Source organism: Micromonospora inositola, assembly GCF_900090285.1.
Taxonomy (GTDB): domain Bacteria; phylum Actinomycetota; class Actinomycetes; order Mycobacteriales; family Micromonosporaceae; genus Micromonospora; species Micromonospora inositola.
Window position 1 is genome coordinate 5,978,004 of record NZ_LT607754.1, and the last position, 15,567, is coordinate 5,993,570.

The 15,567-nt window shown below is 74.9% G+C and carries 14 protein-coding genes; 1 reads left to right on the plus strand and 13 read right to left on the minus strand.

Features of this window, described 5'->3' with window-relative positions:
• Window positions 1-29: 29 nt before the first annotated feature.
• From GA0070613_RS28535 to GA0070613_RS28585, 11 genes are all read right to left on the minus strand, one after another.
• A complete protein-coding gene (locus tag GA0070613_RS28535; protein WP_089015098.1) occupies window positions 30-539 on the minus strand; it encodes a shikimate kinase in 510 nt (169 codons plus the stop codon).
• Window positions 536-1,714 carry a chorismate synthase gene (gene aroC, locus GA0070613_RS28540; protein WP_089015099.1) on the minus strand — a complete coding sequence of 393 codons (1,179 nt, stop codon included), beginning with the start codon at window positions 1,712-1,714 and terminating at the stop codon, window positions 536-538. Before aroC ends, GA0070613_RS28535 begins: the two co-directional genes overlap by 4 nt.
• Window positions 1,715-1,884: 170 nt before the next feature.
• The gene (locus tag GA0070613_RS28545) at window positions 1,885-2,700 is read right to left on the minus strand and encodes a shikimate dehydrogenase (protein ID WP_089015100.1); all 816 of its coding nucleotides are present in this window, start codon (window positions 2,698-2,700) and stop codon (window positions 1,885-1,887) included.
• Complete coding sequence (mltG, locus tag GA0070613_RS28550; RefSeq protein WP_089015101.1) at window positions 2,697-3,914, minus strand: endolytic transglycosylase MltG; 1,218 nt, start codon at window positions 3,912-3,914, stop codon at window positions 2,697-2,699. The genes GA0070613_RS28545 and mltG overlap by 4 nt, the downstream gene beginning before the upstream one ends.
• Entirely contained in the window at window positions 3,911-4,372 is a 462-nt protein-coding gene (gene ruvX / locus GA0070613_RS28555) for a Holliday junction resolvase RuvX (RefSeq protein WP_089016256.1), read from the minus strand. The genes mltG and ruvX overlap by 4 nt, the downstream gene beginning before the upstream one ends.
• A 69-nt stretch (window positions 4,373-4,441) precedes the next feature.
• A complete protein-coding gene (alaS, locus tag GA0070613_RS28560; RefSeq protein ID WP_089015102.1) occupies window positions 4,442-7,120 on the minus strand; it encodes an alanine--tRNA ligase in 2,679 nt (892 codons plus the stop codon).
• Window positions 7,117-7,422: a hypothetical protein gene (locus GA0070613_RS28565; RefSeq protein WP_089015103.1), complete on the minus strand. Its 306-nt coding sequence runs from the start codon at window positions 7,420-7,422 to the stop codon at window positions 7,117-7,119. Before GA0070613_RS28565 ends, alaS begins: the two co-directional genes overlap by 4 nt.
• Window positions 7,423-7,453: 31 nt before the next feature.
• On the minus strand, window positions 7,454-7,915 hold the full coding sequence (locus GA0070613_RS28570) for a DUF948 domain-containing protein (RefSeq protein WP_089016257.1): 462 nt from the start codon (window positions 7,913-7,915) through the stop codon (window positions 7,454-7,456).
• Window positions 7,916-8,063: 148 nt separating this feature from the next.
• Window positions 8,064-8,681, minus strand: a complete 618-nt coding sequence (locus GA0070613_RS34220; protein ID WP_089016258.1) for a hypothetical protein — start codon at window positions 8,679-8,681, stop codon at window positions 8,064-8,066.
• 2,144 nt (window positions 8,682-10,825) lie between these two features.
• Entirely contained in the window at window positions 10,826-12,328 is a 1,503-nt protein-coding gene (locus tag GA0070613_RS28580; protein ID WP_089015104.1) for a replication-associated recombination protein A, read from the minus strand.
• Between the two features lie 75 nt (window positions 12,329-12,403).
• Window positions 12,404-12,616 (minus strand): hypothetical protein, encoded by a 213-nt coding sequence (locus tag GA0070613_RS28585; protein ID WP_089015105.1) that lies wholly within the window; start codon window positions 12,614-12,616, stop codon window positions 12,404-12,406.
• A 135-nt stretch (window positions 12,617-12,751) separates the two neighbouring features.
• Here GA0070613_RS28585 and GA0070613_RS28590 point away from each other — a divergent pair, with 135 nt between their 5' ends.
• Window positions 12,752-13,492: a GNAT family N-acetyltransferase gene (locus tag GA0070613_RS28590; RefSeq protein ID WP_089015106.1), complete on the plus strand. Its 741-nt coding sequence runs from the start codon at window positions 12,752-12,754 to the stop codon at window positions 13,490-13,492.
• A gap of 93 nt (window positions 13,493-13,585) precedes the next feature.
• Here the strand turns inward: GA0070613_RS28590 and GA0070613_RS28595 are convergent, their stop codons facing one another.
• Window positions 13,586-14,971 (minus strand): MFS transporter, encoded by a 1,386-nt coding sequence (locus GA0070613_RS28595; RefSeq protein WP_089015107.1) that lies wholly within the window; start codon window positions 14,969-14,971, stop codon window positions 13,586-13,588.
• On the minus strand, window positions 14,968-15,567 hold the full coding sequence (locus GA0070613_RS28600) for an ArsR/SmtB family transcription factor (RefSeq protein WP_089015108.1): 600 nt from the start codon (window positions 15,565-15,567) through the stop codon (window positions 14,968-14,970). The genes GA0070613_RS28595 and GA0070613_RS28600 overlap by 4 nt, the downstream gene beginning before the upstream one ends.

Sequence of the window (15,567 nt, forward strand, 5' to 3'; positions counted from 1 at the left end):
GCTCGACGCCGCCGCCCGACCGACGTCCGTCAGGGCTTGAGCAGGGCGGCGATCTCCGCGGCGAGCTCCTCCGGGGTCCGTCCGTCGGTCACCACGGTCGCGGTGGCGACCTCGGCGTAGAGCGGGCGGCGCTGCTCCATCAGGTGCTTGAGGGTGGCCCGCGGGTTGATCGCCAGCAGCGGTCGCCCGGCGCCGAGGCCGACCCGCTTCACCGCGTCGGGCAGCTGCACCGACAGGTGCACCACGGTGTGCCCGATCAGCGCGGCGCGATTCTCCTCGGCGAGGATCGCGCCGCCGCCGAGGGCGAGCACCCCGCCGTGCGAGGCCAGGGCCGCCGCCACCGCCGCCCGTTCGAGGGTACGGAAGTGGTCCTCCCCCTCGTCGACGAAGATCTCCGGGATCGGCTTGGCGGCGAGCTGCTCGATGTCGAGGTCGGTGTCGCGGAACTCGACGCCCAGCGCGGCGGCGAGCGCCGAACCGACGGTGGTCTTGCCGGAGCCGGGCGCCCCGACCAGCACGCACACCGGCCGGGTGCTCACCGGATCACCAGGGCGTCGAGGTAACCGGCGAGGTTGCGGCGCATCTCGGCGACCGAGTCGCCGCCGAACTTCTCCACCGCCGCCTCGGCCAGCACCAGGGCGACCATCGCCTCGGCGACCACCGCCGCGGCAGGCACCGCGCAGACGTCCGAACGCTGGTTGATGGCGGTGGCCGGCTCACCGGTGGCGACGTCGACGGTGGCCAGCGGCCGGTTCAGCGACGAGATCGGCTTCATCGCCGCCTTCACCCGCAGCGGCTCGCCGGTGGTGATGCCACCCTCCAGGCCGCCGGCCCGGTCGGTGACCCGGCGCACCCCGGTGGCGGTCGGCAGGATCTCGTCGTGCGCCTCGGAGCCGCGGGAGCGGGCCTGCTGCCAGCCGTCGCCGATCTCCACGCCCTTGATCGCCTGGATCGACATCAGCGCGGTGGCCAGCCGGGCGTCGAGCTTGCGGTCCCACTGCACGTGGCTGCCCAGGCCCGGCGGCACCCCGTACGCCAGCACCTCGACCACGCCACCGAGGGTGTCGGCGGCCTTCTTCGCGGCGTCGACCTCGGCGACCATCCGGGCGCTCGCCTCCGGGTCGAGGCAGCGCAGCGGGTCGGCGTCGATCCGCGCGGCGTCTTCAGGGGTGGGGCGCAGCCCGGGCTTGGCGGCGACCGGGCCCAGCTCCACCACGTGCGAGACGATCTCGACGCCGAGCGCCTGCTTGACCAGGGCCTTGGCGACGGCGCCCACGGCGACCCGGGCGGCGGTCTCCCGGGCGCTGGCCCGCTCCAGGATCGGCCGTGCGTCGGTGTGGCCGTACTTCTGCATGCCGGCCAGGTCGGCGTGACCCGGCCGGGGCCGGGTGAGCGGCGCGTTGCGGGCCTGCCCGGCCAGTTCCTCCGGATCGACCGGGTCCGCGGCCATCACGGCCCGCCACTTGGGCCACTCCGAGTTGCCCACCCGGATCGCCACCGGGCTGCCGATCGTGACGCCGTGCCGCAGCCCGCCGATGATCTCGACCTCGTCCTGCTCGAACGACATCCGGGCGCCCCGGCCGTAGCCGAGCCGACGCCGGGCCAGCTCGCCGGCGATCTCCCCGGTGGTCACCTCGATCCCGGCGGGCACCCCCTCCAGCATCGCGACGAGGGCGGGTCCGTGCGATTCACCTGCAGTCAGCCAGCGCAACACAGCGGTCAGTCTGTCACGCCCGGTGGCCGCCGCGACGGCGTGCCCACCGCGTCCCGTCCTGCGGACGCGCCCGTCCGGACGCCGGCCGGGTGCCCGTCGCCGGGTGGCGACCCGGCCGCCGTGCCGGGCGCGACCGGGACGCCCGACCCGGGCGGCGGGCCGGCCCGGAGTCAGCCGGAGTGACGGGCCGCCGTCAGCGCGGCGGCCATCGCATCGATCGGCGCGGGGACGCCGGTGAATCGCTCGAACTGGCCGACCGCCTGGGCCAGCAGCAGGTCCAGGCCGGAGACCACCCGGCAGCCCGCGGCGAGCGCGGCGGCGGCGAGGGGGGTGGGCCAGGGATCGTAAAGGGCGTCGAAGAAGACCGTCCCGGGGCGCCAGTCGAAGTTCTCCGCGAGCGGGTCGGCCACGCCCTTCGGCACCGTGGAGATCACCACGTCGGCGCGGGCGTGGGTGGGTGCCCCGTCCCAGGCCGCGCCGGTGAGCGGCACGCCGACCGCGCGGGCCACCGGGCGCAGCTCGTGGACCGCCTCCGCGCGTCGGGCCACCACGGTCACCTCGGCCGCGTCGAGCCGGGCCGCCGCGGCGAGGGCGGCCCGGGCGGTGCCACCGGCGCCGAGCACGGTGACCGTCGCCCCCGCCACCACCCCGGCGGCGGTGAGCACGTCGACCATGCCGGCGACGTCGGTGTTGTCGGCGTACCAGGTGCTGTCGGGTCGGCGTACCAGCGTGTTGGCGGCGCCGACGGCGGCCGCGACCGGCGAGGCCTCGTCGGCCAGCGCGAGCGCCTCCTCCTTGCCCGGCATGGTCACCGACAGCCCGGCCCACTCCGGGCCCAGCGTGGCGACCAGCCCGGGCAGCTCCTCGGCCCCGCACTCGATCCTGGTGTACGACCACCCGGTCAGCCCGGCCGCCGCGTACCCCGCCTCATGGATGACCGGGGAGAGCGAGTGGGCGACCGGCCGGCCGACGACGGCGGCCCTCACGTGCAGTTCGACCCGCTCAGCACGCCGTTGTCGCACATCTGCTTCTGCAGCTTCCGGAAGTCGGCATCGGTTGAGCCGTAGCCCATCGTGCCCTTCTTGTCCACCGTCATGAAGTAGATCCAGTCCCCCACCGGCGGGTTCACCGCGCCCTTGAGCGCGTCCTCGCCGGGGTTGCTGATCGGCGTGACCGGCAGCCCGGCCACGTCGTGCGTGTTGTACGGGTTCTTCAGGTCGTGGATCTCGCTGTTCTTCAGGACGTCCGAGTCCTTCGGGTCCTTGCCCTGCAGCCGGAGCCAGTAGTTGATGGCGCTGTCGATCCCGAGGCACCTGCAGCCGATCTTGCCGGCGTAGACCCGGTTGTAGATGACCCGGGACACCTTCGGGAAGTCCACGTGGTTGACCGACTCGGCCTGCGCGATGGAGGCGGTGATCAGCACCTCGTACGGGGAGATCTTCCGCTCCTGCTGAGCCTTGTCGACGAAGTTCAACTCCTGCGTGACGGTCAGGAACTGGTCCACCATCATCGACAGGATCTGCTCGGCGGTGGCCTTCGGCGGGATCTCGTAGGTCGCCGGGAAGAGGAAGCCCTCGATGCTCTTCGGGCCCTTCTTGCCGTCGCCACGTGTGAACCAGTAAGCCGGCACGCCCAGCTTGACCGGATCCTTCGCGGCGGCCTTGAAGTCGGCGACCGGGATCTTGGTCTGCTTGGAGAGAATGTCGTAGATCGCCAGGCTTATGGTGCCCTCGGGGATGGTCACCCCGTTCACCACCCGGCTCTTCGGGTCGAGCAGCAGGGTCACCGCGTCGGCGGCCTTCATCTGCTTCCTGACCTTGTACCGGCCGACCTGGATGTTCTTGCTGCGGGAGTTGGCCTCCGCGGCCTCGATGAACGCCTTGGTGCTCTTCACGACACCGGCGTCGTAGAGGGAGTTGCCGATGTCGGTGAGGGTGTCCCCGTTCTTCACCTGGACCATGGCCTCACCGGAGCCGGGGCCGTCATAGTCCGGGGTGACGAAGTGGTTGCGGATCCGGTCGAAGCCGACGTAGGCGCCGCCGCCAATGCCACCGAGCAGCACGAGGGCCATCAGCAGGGCGAAGATCGTCTTTCCCCGACCGCCCGACTTGCCGTTGCGCTTTGCCACGGCGCCGCGTCGGTGCCGGCCCTTCTCCCCCCTCTCCGCCTCGTCGAACCCCAGATCCAGATCGTCGATCATTGCGTCCGCCTCCGCTGCGCGTCCAGCCAGCTCTGCAGAATCTCCACCGCGGCGGCCTGGTCGACCACCGCCCGTTGGCGCTTTCCCCGGACGCCACGTTCGGCCAGCCTACGACTCGCCACCACGGTCGACATCCTCTCGTCCGTCAGCGCCACCGGAACCGGCGCTATTACATCGGCCAAACGGGCAGCGTACGCCGACACGTGCGCCGCCGCGGGACCGTGTTTACCGGCAAGATTGACCGGAAGGCCCACGACCACCTCGACGGCCTCGTGTTCCGCGATGAGGTCGACCAGCGCCGCCATGTCGGCGGGCACCGCGTCGTCCGCGGCGGTCAGGTCCCGGGCGAGGGTGACCAGCGGGGTGGCCAGGATGCCGTGCGGGTCAGAGCGGGAGACACCAACCCGGACCTGTCCGACGTCCACTCCGAGCCGGACACCACGGGACAGCTCAGCCATCATCGGACACCCCCCGCCACGCCCCAGGACGGACCGGCATGGTCCGCCCTGGCCGCAGTCGGTGCGCCATCACGCGTCGGCGATCGCCTTCTCCACGGTGGCCAGCAGGTTCGGCGCCTCGGCCGCGGGCAGGCCACCGCCCTGGGCCAGGTCGTCGCTGCCGCCACCGCGACCGGAGAAGGCCGCCTTGACCAGCTCCTTCGCGGTCACGCCGCGACCACGGGCCGCCTGGTTGACCGCCACCACCAGGGACGCCTTGCCGTTCGCCCGGGCCGCCACGGCGACCACCGCCGGCCGGGCCGGGTCGATCCGGCCGCGGATCTCCTGGGCCAGGGTCCGCACGTCGTTGCCGGCCGCCCCCTCGGGCGCCTCCGTGCCGACGTACGCCACCCCGCGCACGTCCTTCGCCTGCGCGGCGAGCGCCGCCGCGCCGCCGAGGACCAGCTGGGCGCGGAGCTTCTCCAGCTCCTTCTCCGCGTCGCGGAGCTGGGTGACGGTCTGCTCCACCCGGTCGCCGACCTGGTCGCCGGGAACCCGGAACAGCTCGGCCAGCCGGGAGACCAGCAGGTGCTCGCGGGCCAGGAAGCCGAACGCGTCCATGCCGACCAGGGCCTCGATCCGGCGCACGCCGGAGCCGACCGAGGCCTCGGAGAGGATCTTCACGAGGCCGAGCTGCGCCGACCGGGCCACGTGCGTGCCACCGCACAGCTCCCGGGCGTAGTCGCCGACCTCGACCACCCGGACCCGCTCGCCGTACTTCTCGCCGAACAGCGCCATCGCGCCGATCCGGCGCGCCTCCTCCTGCGTGGTGATGAAGGCGTGCACCTCCATGTCGGCGAGGAGCACCTCGTTGACCTGCTGCTCCACGTCGTGCAGCACGCTCGGCGCCACCCCGGTCGGGGTGTTGAAGTCGAACCGCAGCCGGCCCGGCGCGTTCAGCGAACCCGCCTGGGTGGCCGACTCGCCGAGGAAATTGCGCATGGTCTGGTGCACCAGGTGGGTCGCGGTGTGCGAACGCGAGATCGCCCGCCGCCGCGACACGTCGATCTCGGCGTAACCGGTCTCGCCGGCGCGCACCTCACCCCGGACCACCCGGGCCCGGTGCACGATCAGCCCCGGCACCGGCTGCTGCACGTCGAAGACCTCGAGCTGGCCGCCGCCGACCGTGATCAGACCCTGGTCGGGCTGCTGGCCGCCGCCCTCGGCGTAGAACGGGGTGGTGTCGAGCACCAGCTCGACCGTGTCGCCCTCGACCGCGGCGCCCACCTCGGCGCCGCCGGCGAGCAGCGCCCGCACCCGCGACTCCCGGTTCAGCTCGGTGTAGCCGGTGAACTCCACCGGGCCGCCGCCGTCGAGCACCGACCGGTACGCCGACACGTCGGTGTGCCCGGTCTTGCGCGCCTGCGCGTCCGCCTTCGCCCGGCTCCGCTGGTCGGCCATCAGCCGGCGGAAGCCCTCCGCGTCGACCTGGAGCCCCTGCTCGGCCGCGATCTCCAGGGTCAGGTCGATCGGGAAGCCGTACGTGTCGTGCAGCTGGAACGCCTTCTGCCCGGAGATCGCCGGCTGCCCCGCCGACCTGGTCTCCGCGATCGCGGTGTCCAGGATGGTGGTGCCCGCGCGCAGCGTGGCGAGGAACGCGTCCTCCTCGGCGTACGCGTACTGCGAGATCCGGCCGAACTCGGCGGACAGCTCCGGGTACGACGGCGACATGCAGTCCCGGGCCACCGGCAGCAGCTCGGGCAGCGCCCGATCCTGGTAGCCGAGCAGCCGGACCGCGCGGATCGCCCGGCGCATGATCCGGCGCAGCACGTAGCCACGGCCCTCGTTCGACGGGGTCACGCCGTCGCCGATCAGCATCAGCGCGGTGCGCACGTGGTCGGCGATCACCCGCAACCGGACGTCGTCCGGGTGCGACTCGCTGGCCACGTGGCCGGAGTGCGCGCCGTACCGCTTGCCGGTCAGCTCGGCGGCCCTGTCCAGGATCGGCCGGACCTCGTCGATCTCGTAGAGGTTGTCGACGCCCTGGAGGATGGAGGCCATCCGCTCCAGGCCCATGCCGGTGTCGATGTTCTTCGCCGGCAGCTCGCCCAGGATCGGGTAGTCCTCCTTGCCCGTGCCCGGACCCCGCTCGAACTGCATGAAGACGAGATTCCAGAACTCCATGTAGCGGTCCTCGTCGACCGCCGGGCCGCCCTCGCGGCCGTACTCCGGGCCACGGTCGTAGAACAGCTCGGAGCACGGGCCGCAGGGGCCGGGGATGCCCATCGACCAGAAGTTGTCCGCCTTGCCCCGGCGGACGATCCGCTCGGCGGGCACGCCCACCGAGCGCCAGATCTGGAACGCCTCGTCGTCGTCCAGGTAGACCGTCGGCCAGACCCGCTCCGGGTCCAGCCCGAAGCCGCCCTGGTCCTGCGGCTTGGTGACCAGGTCCCAGGCGAGCGGGATCGCCCCGTCCTTGAAGTAGTCGCCGAAGGAGAAGTTGCCGTTCATCTGGAAGAACGTGCCGTGCCGGCTGGTCTTGCCGACCTCGTCGATGTCCGGCGTCCGGATGCACTTCTGGACGCTGACCGCGCGGCGGTACGGCGGGGCCTGCTGGCCCAGGAAGTAGGGGACGAACTGCACCATGCCGGCGTTGACGAACAGCAGGTTCGGGTCGCTGATGGCGGGCAGCGGAGCGGACGGCACCACGGCATGGCCGTTCGCCTCAAAGTGGGCGAGGTACCGCCGCTTGATCTCCGCCGTCTTCATCGCTGGTGCTCCTCCGGGAAAATCTCTCGGTCGCCGACGCGCGGGTCCTCGCGCAGCTCGGCGAACTGGTCGTCGAACGTCTCGCCGCGGGCGAACGCCTCGTGGATCTCCTGCTCGCGCTCGGCCATCCCGACCCGGACGTCCTCCACGAAGCTACGCAGCGACTCGACGAGGCCGCCAGCGGATTCCGACAGGCCGCTGGCGATGCCGGCCGGCGTGTACGCCTGCGCGGCGCGGGTCGCCTTGCGCACCACCACCACGCCCACGGCCAGCCCGATGCCCAGCCAGAACAACCGCCTCATGCTCTCATCCTCCTGGTCACCGCCGGCCGGGTCAGCGGTTGCCGCGCTTGGCGGCCCGGCGCTGCTGCTTGATGGAGTCGCGTACCTCGCGCTCGGTCTCCGCGTGCCGGCGGGCCGCGGCGGCCCGGCGCACGCCGTAGCCGAACGCGGCCACCTTAACCAGGGGGTTCGCGGCGGCGGCGGAGACGACGGTGGCCAGGTTCGCCACGTTGGCGGTGACGTTCTGCGCGTGGGTGGTCATGGTGTCCACCTTGGCGAGCTGGAGGTTGACCCCGTCGAGGGAGGTCTGCACCTGCTCCAGGGCGACGTTGACGTTCTTCACGGTGGTGTTGACGTCGCCGAGCAGCGGCGTGGTGCGCTCGTTCAGGTCGTTGATCATGCGGGTCGTCGCGTCCACGGTGTGCCGCAGCCGCAGGATCGGCACCGCCAGCACGAGCACCAGCATCAGGAACGCGCCGGCCGCGATCAGCGCAGCGATCTGTCCACCATCCACGCGCATGTCCTCCTCAAGCTGGCGTTCCGGAAACCGACGTCCCGGAACGCGCGACCGTCCTGCCCACCCGCCCCGCGACCCAGCACCGGTCGACGGGCGCGGTCGGGCCCGCCAGCCCCAGACCCTACCGTCCGTGATGGAAACCGGCTCAGGACGGTGAGCGTGTCTGTTCGCCCAGTGGATCGTCGGTGAGGGTGGGGTACGGATCCTCACCGGTGAGTGACGGGTCAGTGCTCGGTTGTGGTCGGGTCCGCTCGTCGTCGATCGCGTTGCGCACCTTCACCGACACCAACGAGCCGGCGCACTTCCCCGCTGCGGGCGTGGGCGCCGGAGGCGGCGCCGGTTGCCCGTTGACCGGCGGCGGGGCACAGGTGGGCTCGCGTACCCAGAGGTCGAGGGTGAGTTCGTCCCGGCGCCAGCAGGTGTAGCTGCCCTGGGCCCGCTGCTCCGGGCAGCGGGTGACCTTCCACCGCCGCCAGCCGTCCCGGGTCAGCGCCTGCTCGTACGCCTGGGCGGTCTCCTTCGGCGCCCGCTGCGACTCCACCGTGCGCTCCCGGAGCCGGCAGTCCTGCAGGCACCAACGGCTGCCGCTGACATTGTCGACGGTCTTCACCGTCGCCCAGCTCGGCACGTCGAGCGCGTCGAGGGAGTCGAAGACCGGGTCGCGGCTGAGCGTGCGGAGGCCGAAGTAGAGCGGCACCGCGCCGAGCAGCAACAGGCTGACCAGCGCGAGGATGCCCATCCGCAGGCGGCGCCGCTCGCGCATCTGCCGGCGCAGCTCGGACCGGGCGCCGCGCAGGCCACCGGCGGGCGTCCGGTCGTCCTCCGCCAGCTCCGACCCGGCCCGCCGCAGCGCGGGTCCGGCCTGGTCCGCCGGTTGCGGTCGCGGACCGACCGGCTCCGCCTGCGGTACGACCGCGGCGGCCCGCGCCACCGCGGGCACGTCCCCGGGACGCCCGGGCGGAGGTACGGCCGCCGCGCCGCGCGGTTCCGGGCGGCCCGGCTCCCGCTGCGGTGGGGTCGACCGGCCGGCCGGCGGTTGGTCCGGTCCGGCGGGCCGGGCCACGGGGGCGGCCGCCCGGGCCACCGCCGGCTGCCCGGCCGCCGTGCGGGGGCCGGGCTCGATCCCGCCGGGCTGGGTGCCGAGCCGGTCGGCTGCGGGCGACCGCGGTGGGACGGGACCGTCGGGCGCGACGCCCGGCCGCGCCGCACCGCGCGCCGGCCCGGCCGGGCGGGTGTCGCCGGTGGCCGGGGACGGAGCGGAACGACCGGCGGGGGTCGGACCGGGGCGGCCACCGTCGACGCCGACGGGTGGCGCTCCCGGCCGGCCGGTCGGGGCGGGGGCGCCGCTCGGGCGCGCCGCCCCACGGGCGTCGGTGGGCTGATCGGAGGGTGCCGCCGGGCCCGGCGGCACGGCCGCGCCACCGGCCCGGCCGGTCGCGGCCCGGCCGGGGGTGGCCCGGCCGGGGGTGGCCCGGCGTCCGGCGGGCGGCGCCTCGACCGCGGGCCCGGCGGACGCCGTCCGGTCGACCACCGGCATGGCCGGGTCGCTGTGGTGTCCGCGGCCGGCCTGGCGCAGCCAGTCCGCCGGCCGCTCGGGGCGCTCGCTTCGCGGCCCGGTGACCTCCGGCGCGGCCGGGCGGCCACCGGTGGGCGGGGCGTCGGGCGCGCCGCGACGACCGGGCGCGGCCGGGCGGCCACCGGTGGGCGGGGCGTCGGGCGCGGCGCGACGACCGGGCGCGGCCGGGCCGGCCGCCTCCGGTCGGGGGCGCCGACGGTCAGCCGCCCGTCCGGGGTCGGTGCCGGGGGCGGAGCGGGCGGTCCCGGGCGAGGTGACGTCCCCCGGCACGGGCGGTGCGTTGCCGCTCCTCGGCACGACCGGCTGGTCGGGCTCACCGGCGCGGCGACGACCGCCCGCGCGCGGCACACCGGGCCCGGTCGGGCCGTCCACCACGGGCGGCACGCCGGCGGCCGCCCGGTCCGCGGGCCCCGGCTGGGCCGGCCCGCGACGGCGCCGCCCCTCGGGCGCGCCCGGGCCGGGGCGCGGCGCGCCCGTGGCCGGGTCGACGGTCGGGTGGGGCACGCCGGGCTGGGTCGCCGACTCGCGGGACGGACCGCCGACCGGTGCGCCATGGCGGCCGGGCTCGGCGGCCGCCGGGGCGGAGCGACGACCCGCGCCCGAGACCGGACGCACACCGGGTTCGGAGCCCTCGGGCACCGCGCGCCGGCCCGCCCCGGAGGTGGGCGGGGCGGACGCCGGCACGCCCGGGCCCGGCCAGCCGGTTGCGGGTGGCTGCCCGCCCCGGGCGGGACCGCCGGCCGGGCCGGGGTTGAGCCGACCGGTCGGCGTGCCGACCGGACCGTGCGGGCCGCCGGTGGCCGGCGGGGCCGCGCCGTGCGCGGCGGTGGACCCGTCCGTGTCGCGGCGCGGAGGTCGGGACGGCTCGGTCGGGCGGCGGACGGGCGCGGCCGGCTCGGGCGACCCGGCGACCGGGCGGGATCGGACGGCGGCCGGATCGGGCCCGCGGCGGACCGGGGGTGCCGCCGGCCCGGCCTCGGCCGGGTTGCGCCGCACGGGCGGCCCGTCGGGACCGGGGCGACCCGCGCCGGGCGGGGGCACGGCCCCCGGCCGGGTGGCCCGGCCCGGCTCGGGCGACGGGGGCGCGGGGCGCGGCACCGGGCCGCGCGGCGGCACCGCACCGGGCGGGGACGCCGGGCCGCCACCTTCCGGTCCGAGTTCCGTACGCTGTTGCTTGGCCGTACGCAGGTCGTCGATCCAGCCGAACTCCTCGCCGGCGACCGCCTCCTCCGGCTCGGCCTCGGCCCTGCCCCGCCCCCACCGGCGGCCCTTGGCACGAGGGTCCCGCCGCTCGTCGGGGCCGTCCTCCGGCCGCTCCGGACCACGCGCCATCACTGCTGACCCTCCCCGACGGCGTCGCTGCCGCCCTCATCCGCCCCGCTGACCTGCTCCGGACCCGCCGGTTGGCGACCGTTCACGGCGGCCGGTGCGGGATGCTCCGCCCGCGCCGGCGGTGCGGGCAGCCCGCGGACGATCCGGCGCAGCAGCGGCAGCCGAGTGGCCACCGACCGCTCGGCGCCGTGCCCGCTGGGCTGGTAGTAGTCGGTCCCGACGAGGTCGTCCGGAGCGTACTGCTGGGTGACCACACCACGGTGGTCGTCGTGCGGGTAGCGGTAGCCGGCGCCGTGCCCGAGGCCCCGCGCGCCGGAGTAGTGCGCGTCGCGCAGCCCCCGCGGGACCGCGCCGCCACGACCGGCCCGCACGTCGGCGACGGCGGCGCCGATGGCGGTGGTGGCCGAGTTCGACTTCGGCGCGGTGGCCAGGTGGATCACGGCCTGGGCGAGGTTGAGCTGCGCCTCGGGCAGGCCCACGTACTCCACGGCGTGCGCGGCGGCGGTGGCGACGCTCAGCGCGGTCGGGTCGGCCATCCCGACGTCCTCGCTGGCGAAGATCACCAGACGGCGGGCGACGAACCGGGCGTCCTCGCCGGCGACCAGCATCCGGGCCAGCCAGTGCAGCGCCGCGTCCACGTCCGAGCCGCGCATGCTCTTGATGAACGCGCTGGTCACGTCGTAGTGGGCGTCGCCGTCCCGGTCGTAGCGGACGGCGGCGACGTCGACCGCCTGCTCGGCGGTGGCCAGGTCGATCCGGCCGGAGCCGAGCGCCGTCGCGGTGGCGGCCGCCGCCTCCAGGGCGGTCAGCGCCTTGCGGACGTCCCCGCCGGCGAGGCGTACGAGGTGGTCCTCGGCGTCGGTCTCCAGGCTGAGCGTGCCGCGCAGGCCCCGCTCGTCGGCGACCGCGCGGCGCAGCAGGCCGCGTACGGCGTCGTCGTCCAGCGGCTGGAGGGTGAGCAGCACGCACCGCGACAGCAGCGGTGAGATGACCGAGAAGTACGGGTTCTCGGTGGTCGCCGCCAGCAGGGTGACCGTCCGGTCCTCCACTGCGGCGAGCAGCGAGTCCTGCTGGGTCTTGCTGAACCGGTGCACCTCGTCGATGAAGAGCACGGTCTGCGGGCCACCCGCCCGACGCTGCCGATGGGCGGTCTCGATCACCGCCCGGACGTCCTTCACCCCCGCGGAGAGGGCCGACATGGCGACGAAGCGGCGGTCGGTGGCCCGGGCGACGAGGTGGGCGATGGTGGTCTTGCCGCTGCCCGGCGGCCCCCAGAGGATCACCGACATGGGCGCCGCGCCGCCGACCAGCTGCCGCAGGGGCGCCCCCGGGGCGAGCAGGTGGTCCTGCCCGACCAGTTCGTCGATGCTGGCCGGCCGCATCCGCACCGGCAGGGGCGAATCCTCACCGGCAGCGGTGAACCCGTCCACGCCACCGGAACCCGCGGGGGCGCTGGGCGCTCCGGCGGGTTCGCCGAGGGTGAAGAGGGCGTCGGATTCCATCACGACGACAGTACCGGGCCCGGTCGGCGACGCTGGAATCGCGCCGCGGACCGGGCCTGGGATGGTCTTTTCCGGTCAGCCACGGCCCGGACGCCGGCCCCGGTACCAGCGGCCGCCGCCACCGCCGCGCGAGCCGGAGCCGACTCCGGCCAGGTAGAGCGAGAGCAGCAGGAAGCCGATCAGGGCCAGGGTCCAGTTGTTGAACAGGTCGGGGGCGCCGAGGTTCGTGTTCAGGAAGTCGAGCAGCAGCGCGAAACCGAACACGATGGCCGCGAGAATGGCGAGCATGTCGTTCCTCCGGTGGGGGGGTCCCAGTAGGTTGGTGCCTGATGTACCCAATCGGTCTGTTCGTCAATCTCCACGGTGGAGCGGGTAGCCCCGGGACCCCGCCGGCACGTCCGGTCGGCGTTCTAGGCTGGCACCATGATCACTGCCGACCAGGTCCTGGTGGGTCGGGACGCCTTCCTCGCCGCCACCGGACACCACCCGTACGTCCGGCACGCGCTCTGGCGCGACCACCAGCCACGCGGCTGGCGCCGGGACGGGGCGGTGGGCTGGCTCGTCCCGCCGGAGCAGGGCCCGGCGGGCGGGGCGCTGGGGCCGGCCGCTCCGGCTGTCGACGTCTTCGCCGGTCTCCTGACGGACGGGGTGCTGCGCCCGGGCCAATGGCTGCACCTGCCCCGCACCACGCCCGAGGAGTTGGCGGGGCGGCTGGCTGTCGCCCGGCTCGACGAGTGGGACTTCCTCTGGACCACCACGCCCCCGCCGCCGCAGCCGGAGGAGGAGCGGGTGGTACGCCTCACCGAGGCCGACCATCCGGCCCTGGCGGCGCTGATCGAGGAGTCCTTCCCCACCACCACCTCCCGACCCGGCGACCCCCGCATCGTCGACTGGTACGGCATCCGCGACGGCGACCGCCTGGTCGCCTGCGGCGCGGACCGCAGCCGGGGCGACATCGGCTTCCTGGCCGGCCTGACCGTGGCGACCGACCGGCGGGGCCGGGGCCTCGGCGCGGCGCTGACCGCCGGGATGACCCGCGCCCTGGCCGCCCGGTACGACCACGTCGCGCTCGGCGTCTACACCGACAACGTCGGGGCGATCCGGCTCTACCGCCGGCTCGGCTTCACCGGCGGCGTGGCCCGCAGCTCCGTCCACCTCGGCTGACGGCTCCGCGCGGGCCGGCACCGCTCACCCGGACCGCCGGTGACCCGGTTCCGCCGGGCTAGCGCCGGCGGGCCGGGTCGCGGCCCGGCGCGGTCAGCGCGACCGGATCGCCGCCGCGTCGACGGCCGGCGCGGTGGAGCCGGTGGCTGACGCGGGGTCGGCGTCGGCCGCCGACCCGGCGCGGTCCGGATCGGCGAACGGCGCGGCCGGCCCGACGGGCGGGGCTTCGCTCCCGTCGACGGTGGCCCGTCGGCCGGCGCGCCAGGCCGGCAGGTAGAGCGGCGCGGCCACGGCGAGCACCACCGCACCCACCAGCATCGCCGTGGTCACGCTGCTGGCGTCGGCGATCGCGGTGAGCAGCACCGCGCCGAGCGCGAAGCCCGGCTGCCCCATCATCGAGTTCAGCGAGATCACGCTGGTCCGGTACGGCCCGTCCACCTGGCGGTGCAGCAGGCCCATGTGCAGCGGGTTCGACGCGCCGTGCACGGTATAGCAGGCCAGGTAGGCAATGAGCACCCCGACCGGGCCGGCGAAGAAGCCCATCCCGACCACCGTCACGCCCTGCAGGATCCGCAGCAGCGCAGCGCTCGGCGCGGCGCCCAGCCGGCGCAGCAGCAGCGGCGTCGCCGCGGCGCCGGCCGCCGAGGCGAGCCAGGCCGCCGAACTGGCCGGCCCGAGCAGCGCCGCCGCCTGGTCGGCGTTGCCGACCACCTCGGCGAGGCGGACCGGCAGCAGCGACTCGAAGGTGACCATGCCGAAGCCCCAGAACAGCTCGACGGCGACCAGGGCGAGCAGCACCCGGGAGCGGCGCAGCAGCCCGAAGGCCTGGCCGACCATGCGCGGCGCGTCGGCGACCGACGCGCGCAGCGCGCCGGAGCCCTTGCCCGGGCCGGTCTCCACCAGCAGCGCCAACAGGGCGACCAGGGCCACCACCTGCAGGGCGATGGCGACCAGCACCGGCACGGTGAGCGCGCTGACCGGTCCGACCGGGCCGAGCGCGATCAGGCCGCCGCCGAGCAGGGCCCCGGCGGCGATCGCCACGCCGGCGACCGTGCCGGCGAAGCCGAGGCCGGGCTCGTACTCCGCCTTCGGGTCGGCGGCGAGGGTGGCGTCGACGTACCAGGACTCCAGCGGGCCGCTGTCCAGGGCCCGGTACACGCCCTGCAGCGCCCAGACCAGGAAGAAGAGCGCGAACGAGTCGGCCACCGCGAAGAGTCCGAGCGAGACCAGGTTGAGCGCCCAGGCGGTGGCCAGCACCGGCTTGCGGCCGAGCGCGTCAGCGAGCCCGCCGGTCGGCAGCTCCAGCGCGAGGACGACCAGGCCCTGCGCGGTGGCGACCAGGCCGATCTGGGAGAGCGACAGGCCGCGTTCCTGCATCAGCAGGATCATCACCGGGATCATCAGGCCGCTGGGCAGCCAGCGCAGGCCGTAGAGGGTGAGGTAGCGGAACCGGACCTGGCGTACGGACAGCGCGCTCATCGCATCTCCTGGAGCAGCGGGTAGGCGGCGAGGAAGACCTGCACCGGCGCGGCGTCCGGCTCGGCGGGATCTGATTCGTTGCGGTAGCGCTCGAGGAGCTGCCACAGGTCCGCCTTGAGCGCCTCCAGGCGGCTCGGCGGGATGGACATGAAGATGTCGCCCATGCCGAAGGCGTCCCGCCAGGCGGAGGACCACTCGTGCTGGACGGCGAACCACTGCTCGGCGTGCTCCACCAGGAGGCGGACCTGGTCCCCCTGAATCCACTCGATCGCCGCCCGGGCGTCCGGGTCGTCGTCGAAGTCGGTGGGCTCCCAGTTGGTGACGTCGTGCGCGGACCGCCACCAGCGTTGCCGGCCGCTGGCCAGGTCCGGATCCTCGACCACCAGTCCCACCTCCGCGAGCTGGCGCAGGTGGTAGCTGGTGGCCCCGGTGTTGGTGCCGAGCAGCTCGGCGAGCGTGGTGGCGGTGGCCGGACCCTTCACCCGCAGGGCGCCGAGCAGCCGCATCCGAAGCGGATGCGCCAGCACCCGGACCTGCCGATGGTCCAACCTGACCGCGCGCGGCGCCGGTGGCTGCGCCGCTTCGTCGTTCTCCAT

Coding starts and splice junctions, on each gene's coding strand:
- mltG (WP_089015101.1), bottom strand. CDS start 3,914: ATGATCGACGATCTGGATCTGGGGTTCGACGAGGCGGAGAGGGGGGAG.
- ruvX (WP_089016256.1), bottom strand. CDS start 4,372: ATGGCTGAGCTGTCCCGTGGTGTCCGGCTCGGAGTGGACGTCGGACAG.
- alaS (WP_089015102.1), bottom strand. CDS start 7,120: ATGAAGACGGCGGAGATCAAGCGGCGGTACCTCGCCCACTTTGAGGCG.
- GA0070613_RS28565 (WP_089015103.1), bottom strand. CDS start 7,422: ATGAGGCGGTTGTTCTGGCTGGGCATCGGGCTGGCCGTGGGCGTGGTG.
- GA0070613_RS34220 (WP_089016258.1), bottom strand. CDS start 8,681: ATGCGCGAGCGGCGCCGCCTGCGGATGGGCATCCTCGCGCTGGTCAGC.
- GA0070613_RS28580 (WP_089015104.1), bottom strand. CDS start 12,328: ATGGAATCCGACGCCCTCTTCACCCTCGGCGAACCCGCCGGAGCGCCC.
- GA0070613_RS28585 (WP_089015105.1), bottom strand. CDS start 12,616: ATGCTCGCCATTCTCGCGGCCATCGTGTTCGGTTTCGCGCTGCTGCTC.
- GA0070613_RS28590 (WP_089015106.1), top strand. CDS start 12,752: ATGATCACTGCCGACCAGGTCCTGGTGGGTCGGGACGCCTTCCTCGCC.
- GA0070613_RS28595 (WP_089015107.1), bottom strand. CDS start 14,971: ATGAGCGCGCTGTCCGTACGCCAGGTCCGGTTCCGCTACCTCACCCTC.
- GA0070613_RS28600 (WP_089015108.1), bottom strand. CDS start 15,567: ATGGAGAACGACGAAGCGGCGCAGCCACCGGCGCCGCGCGCGGTCAGG.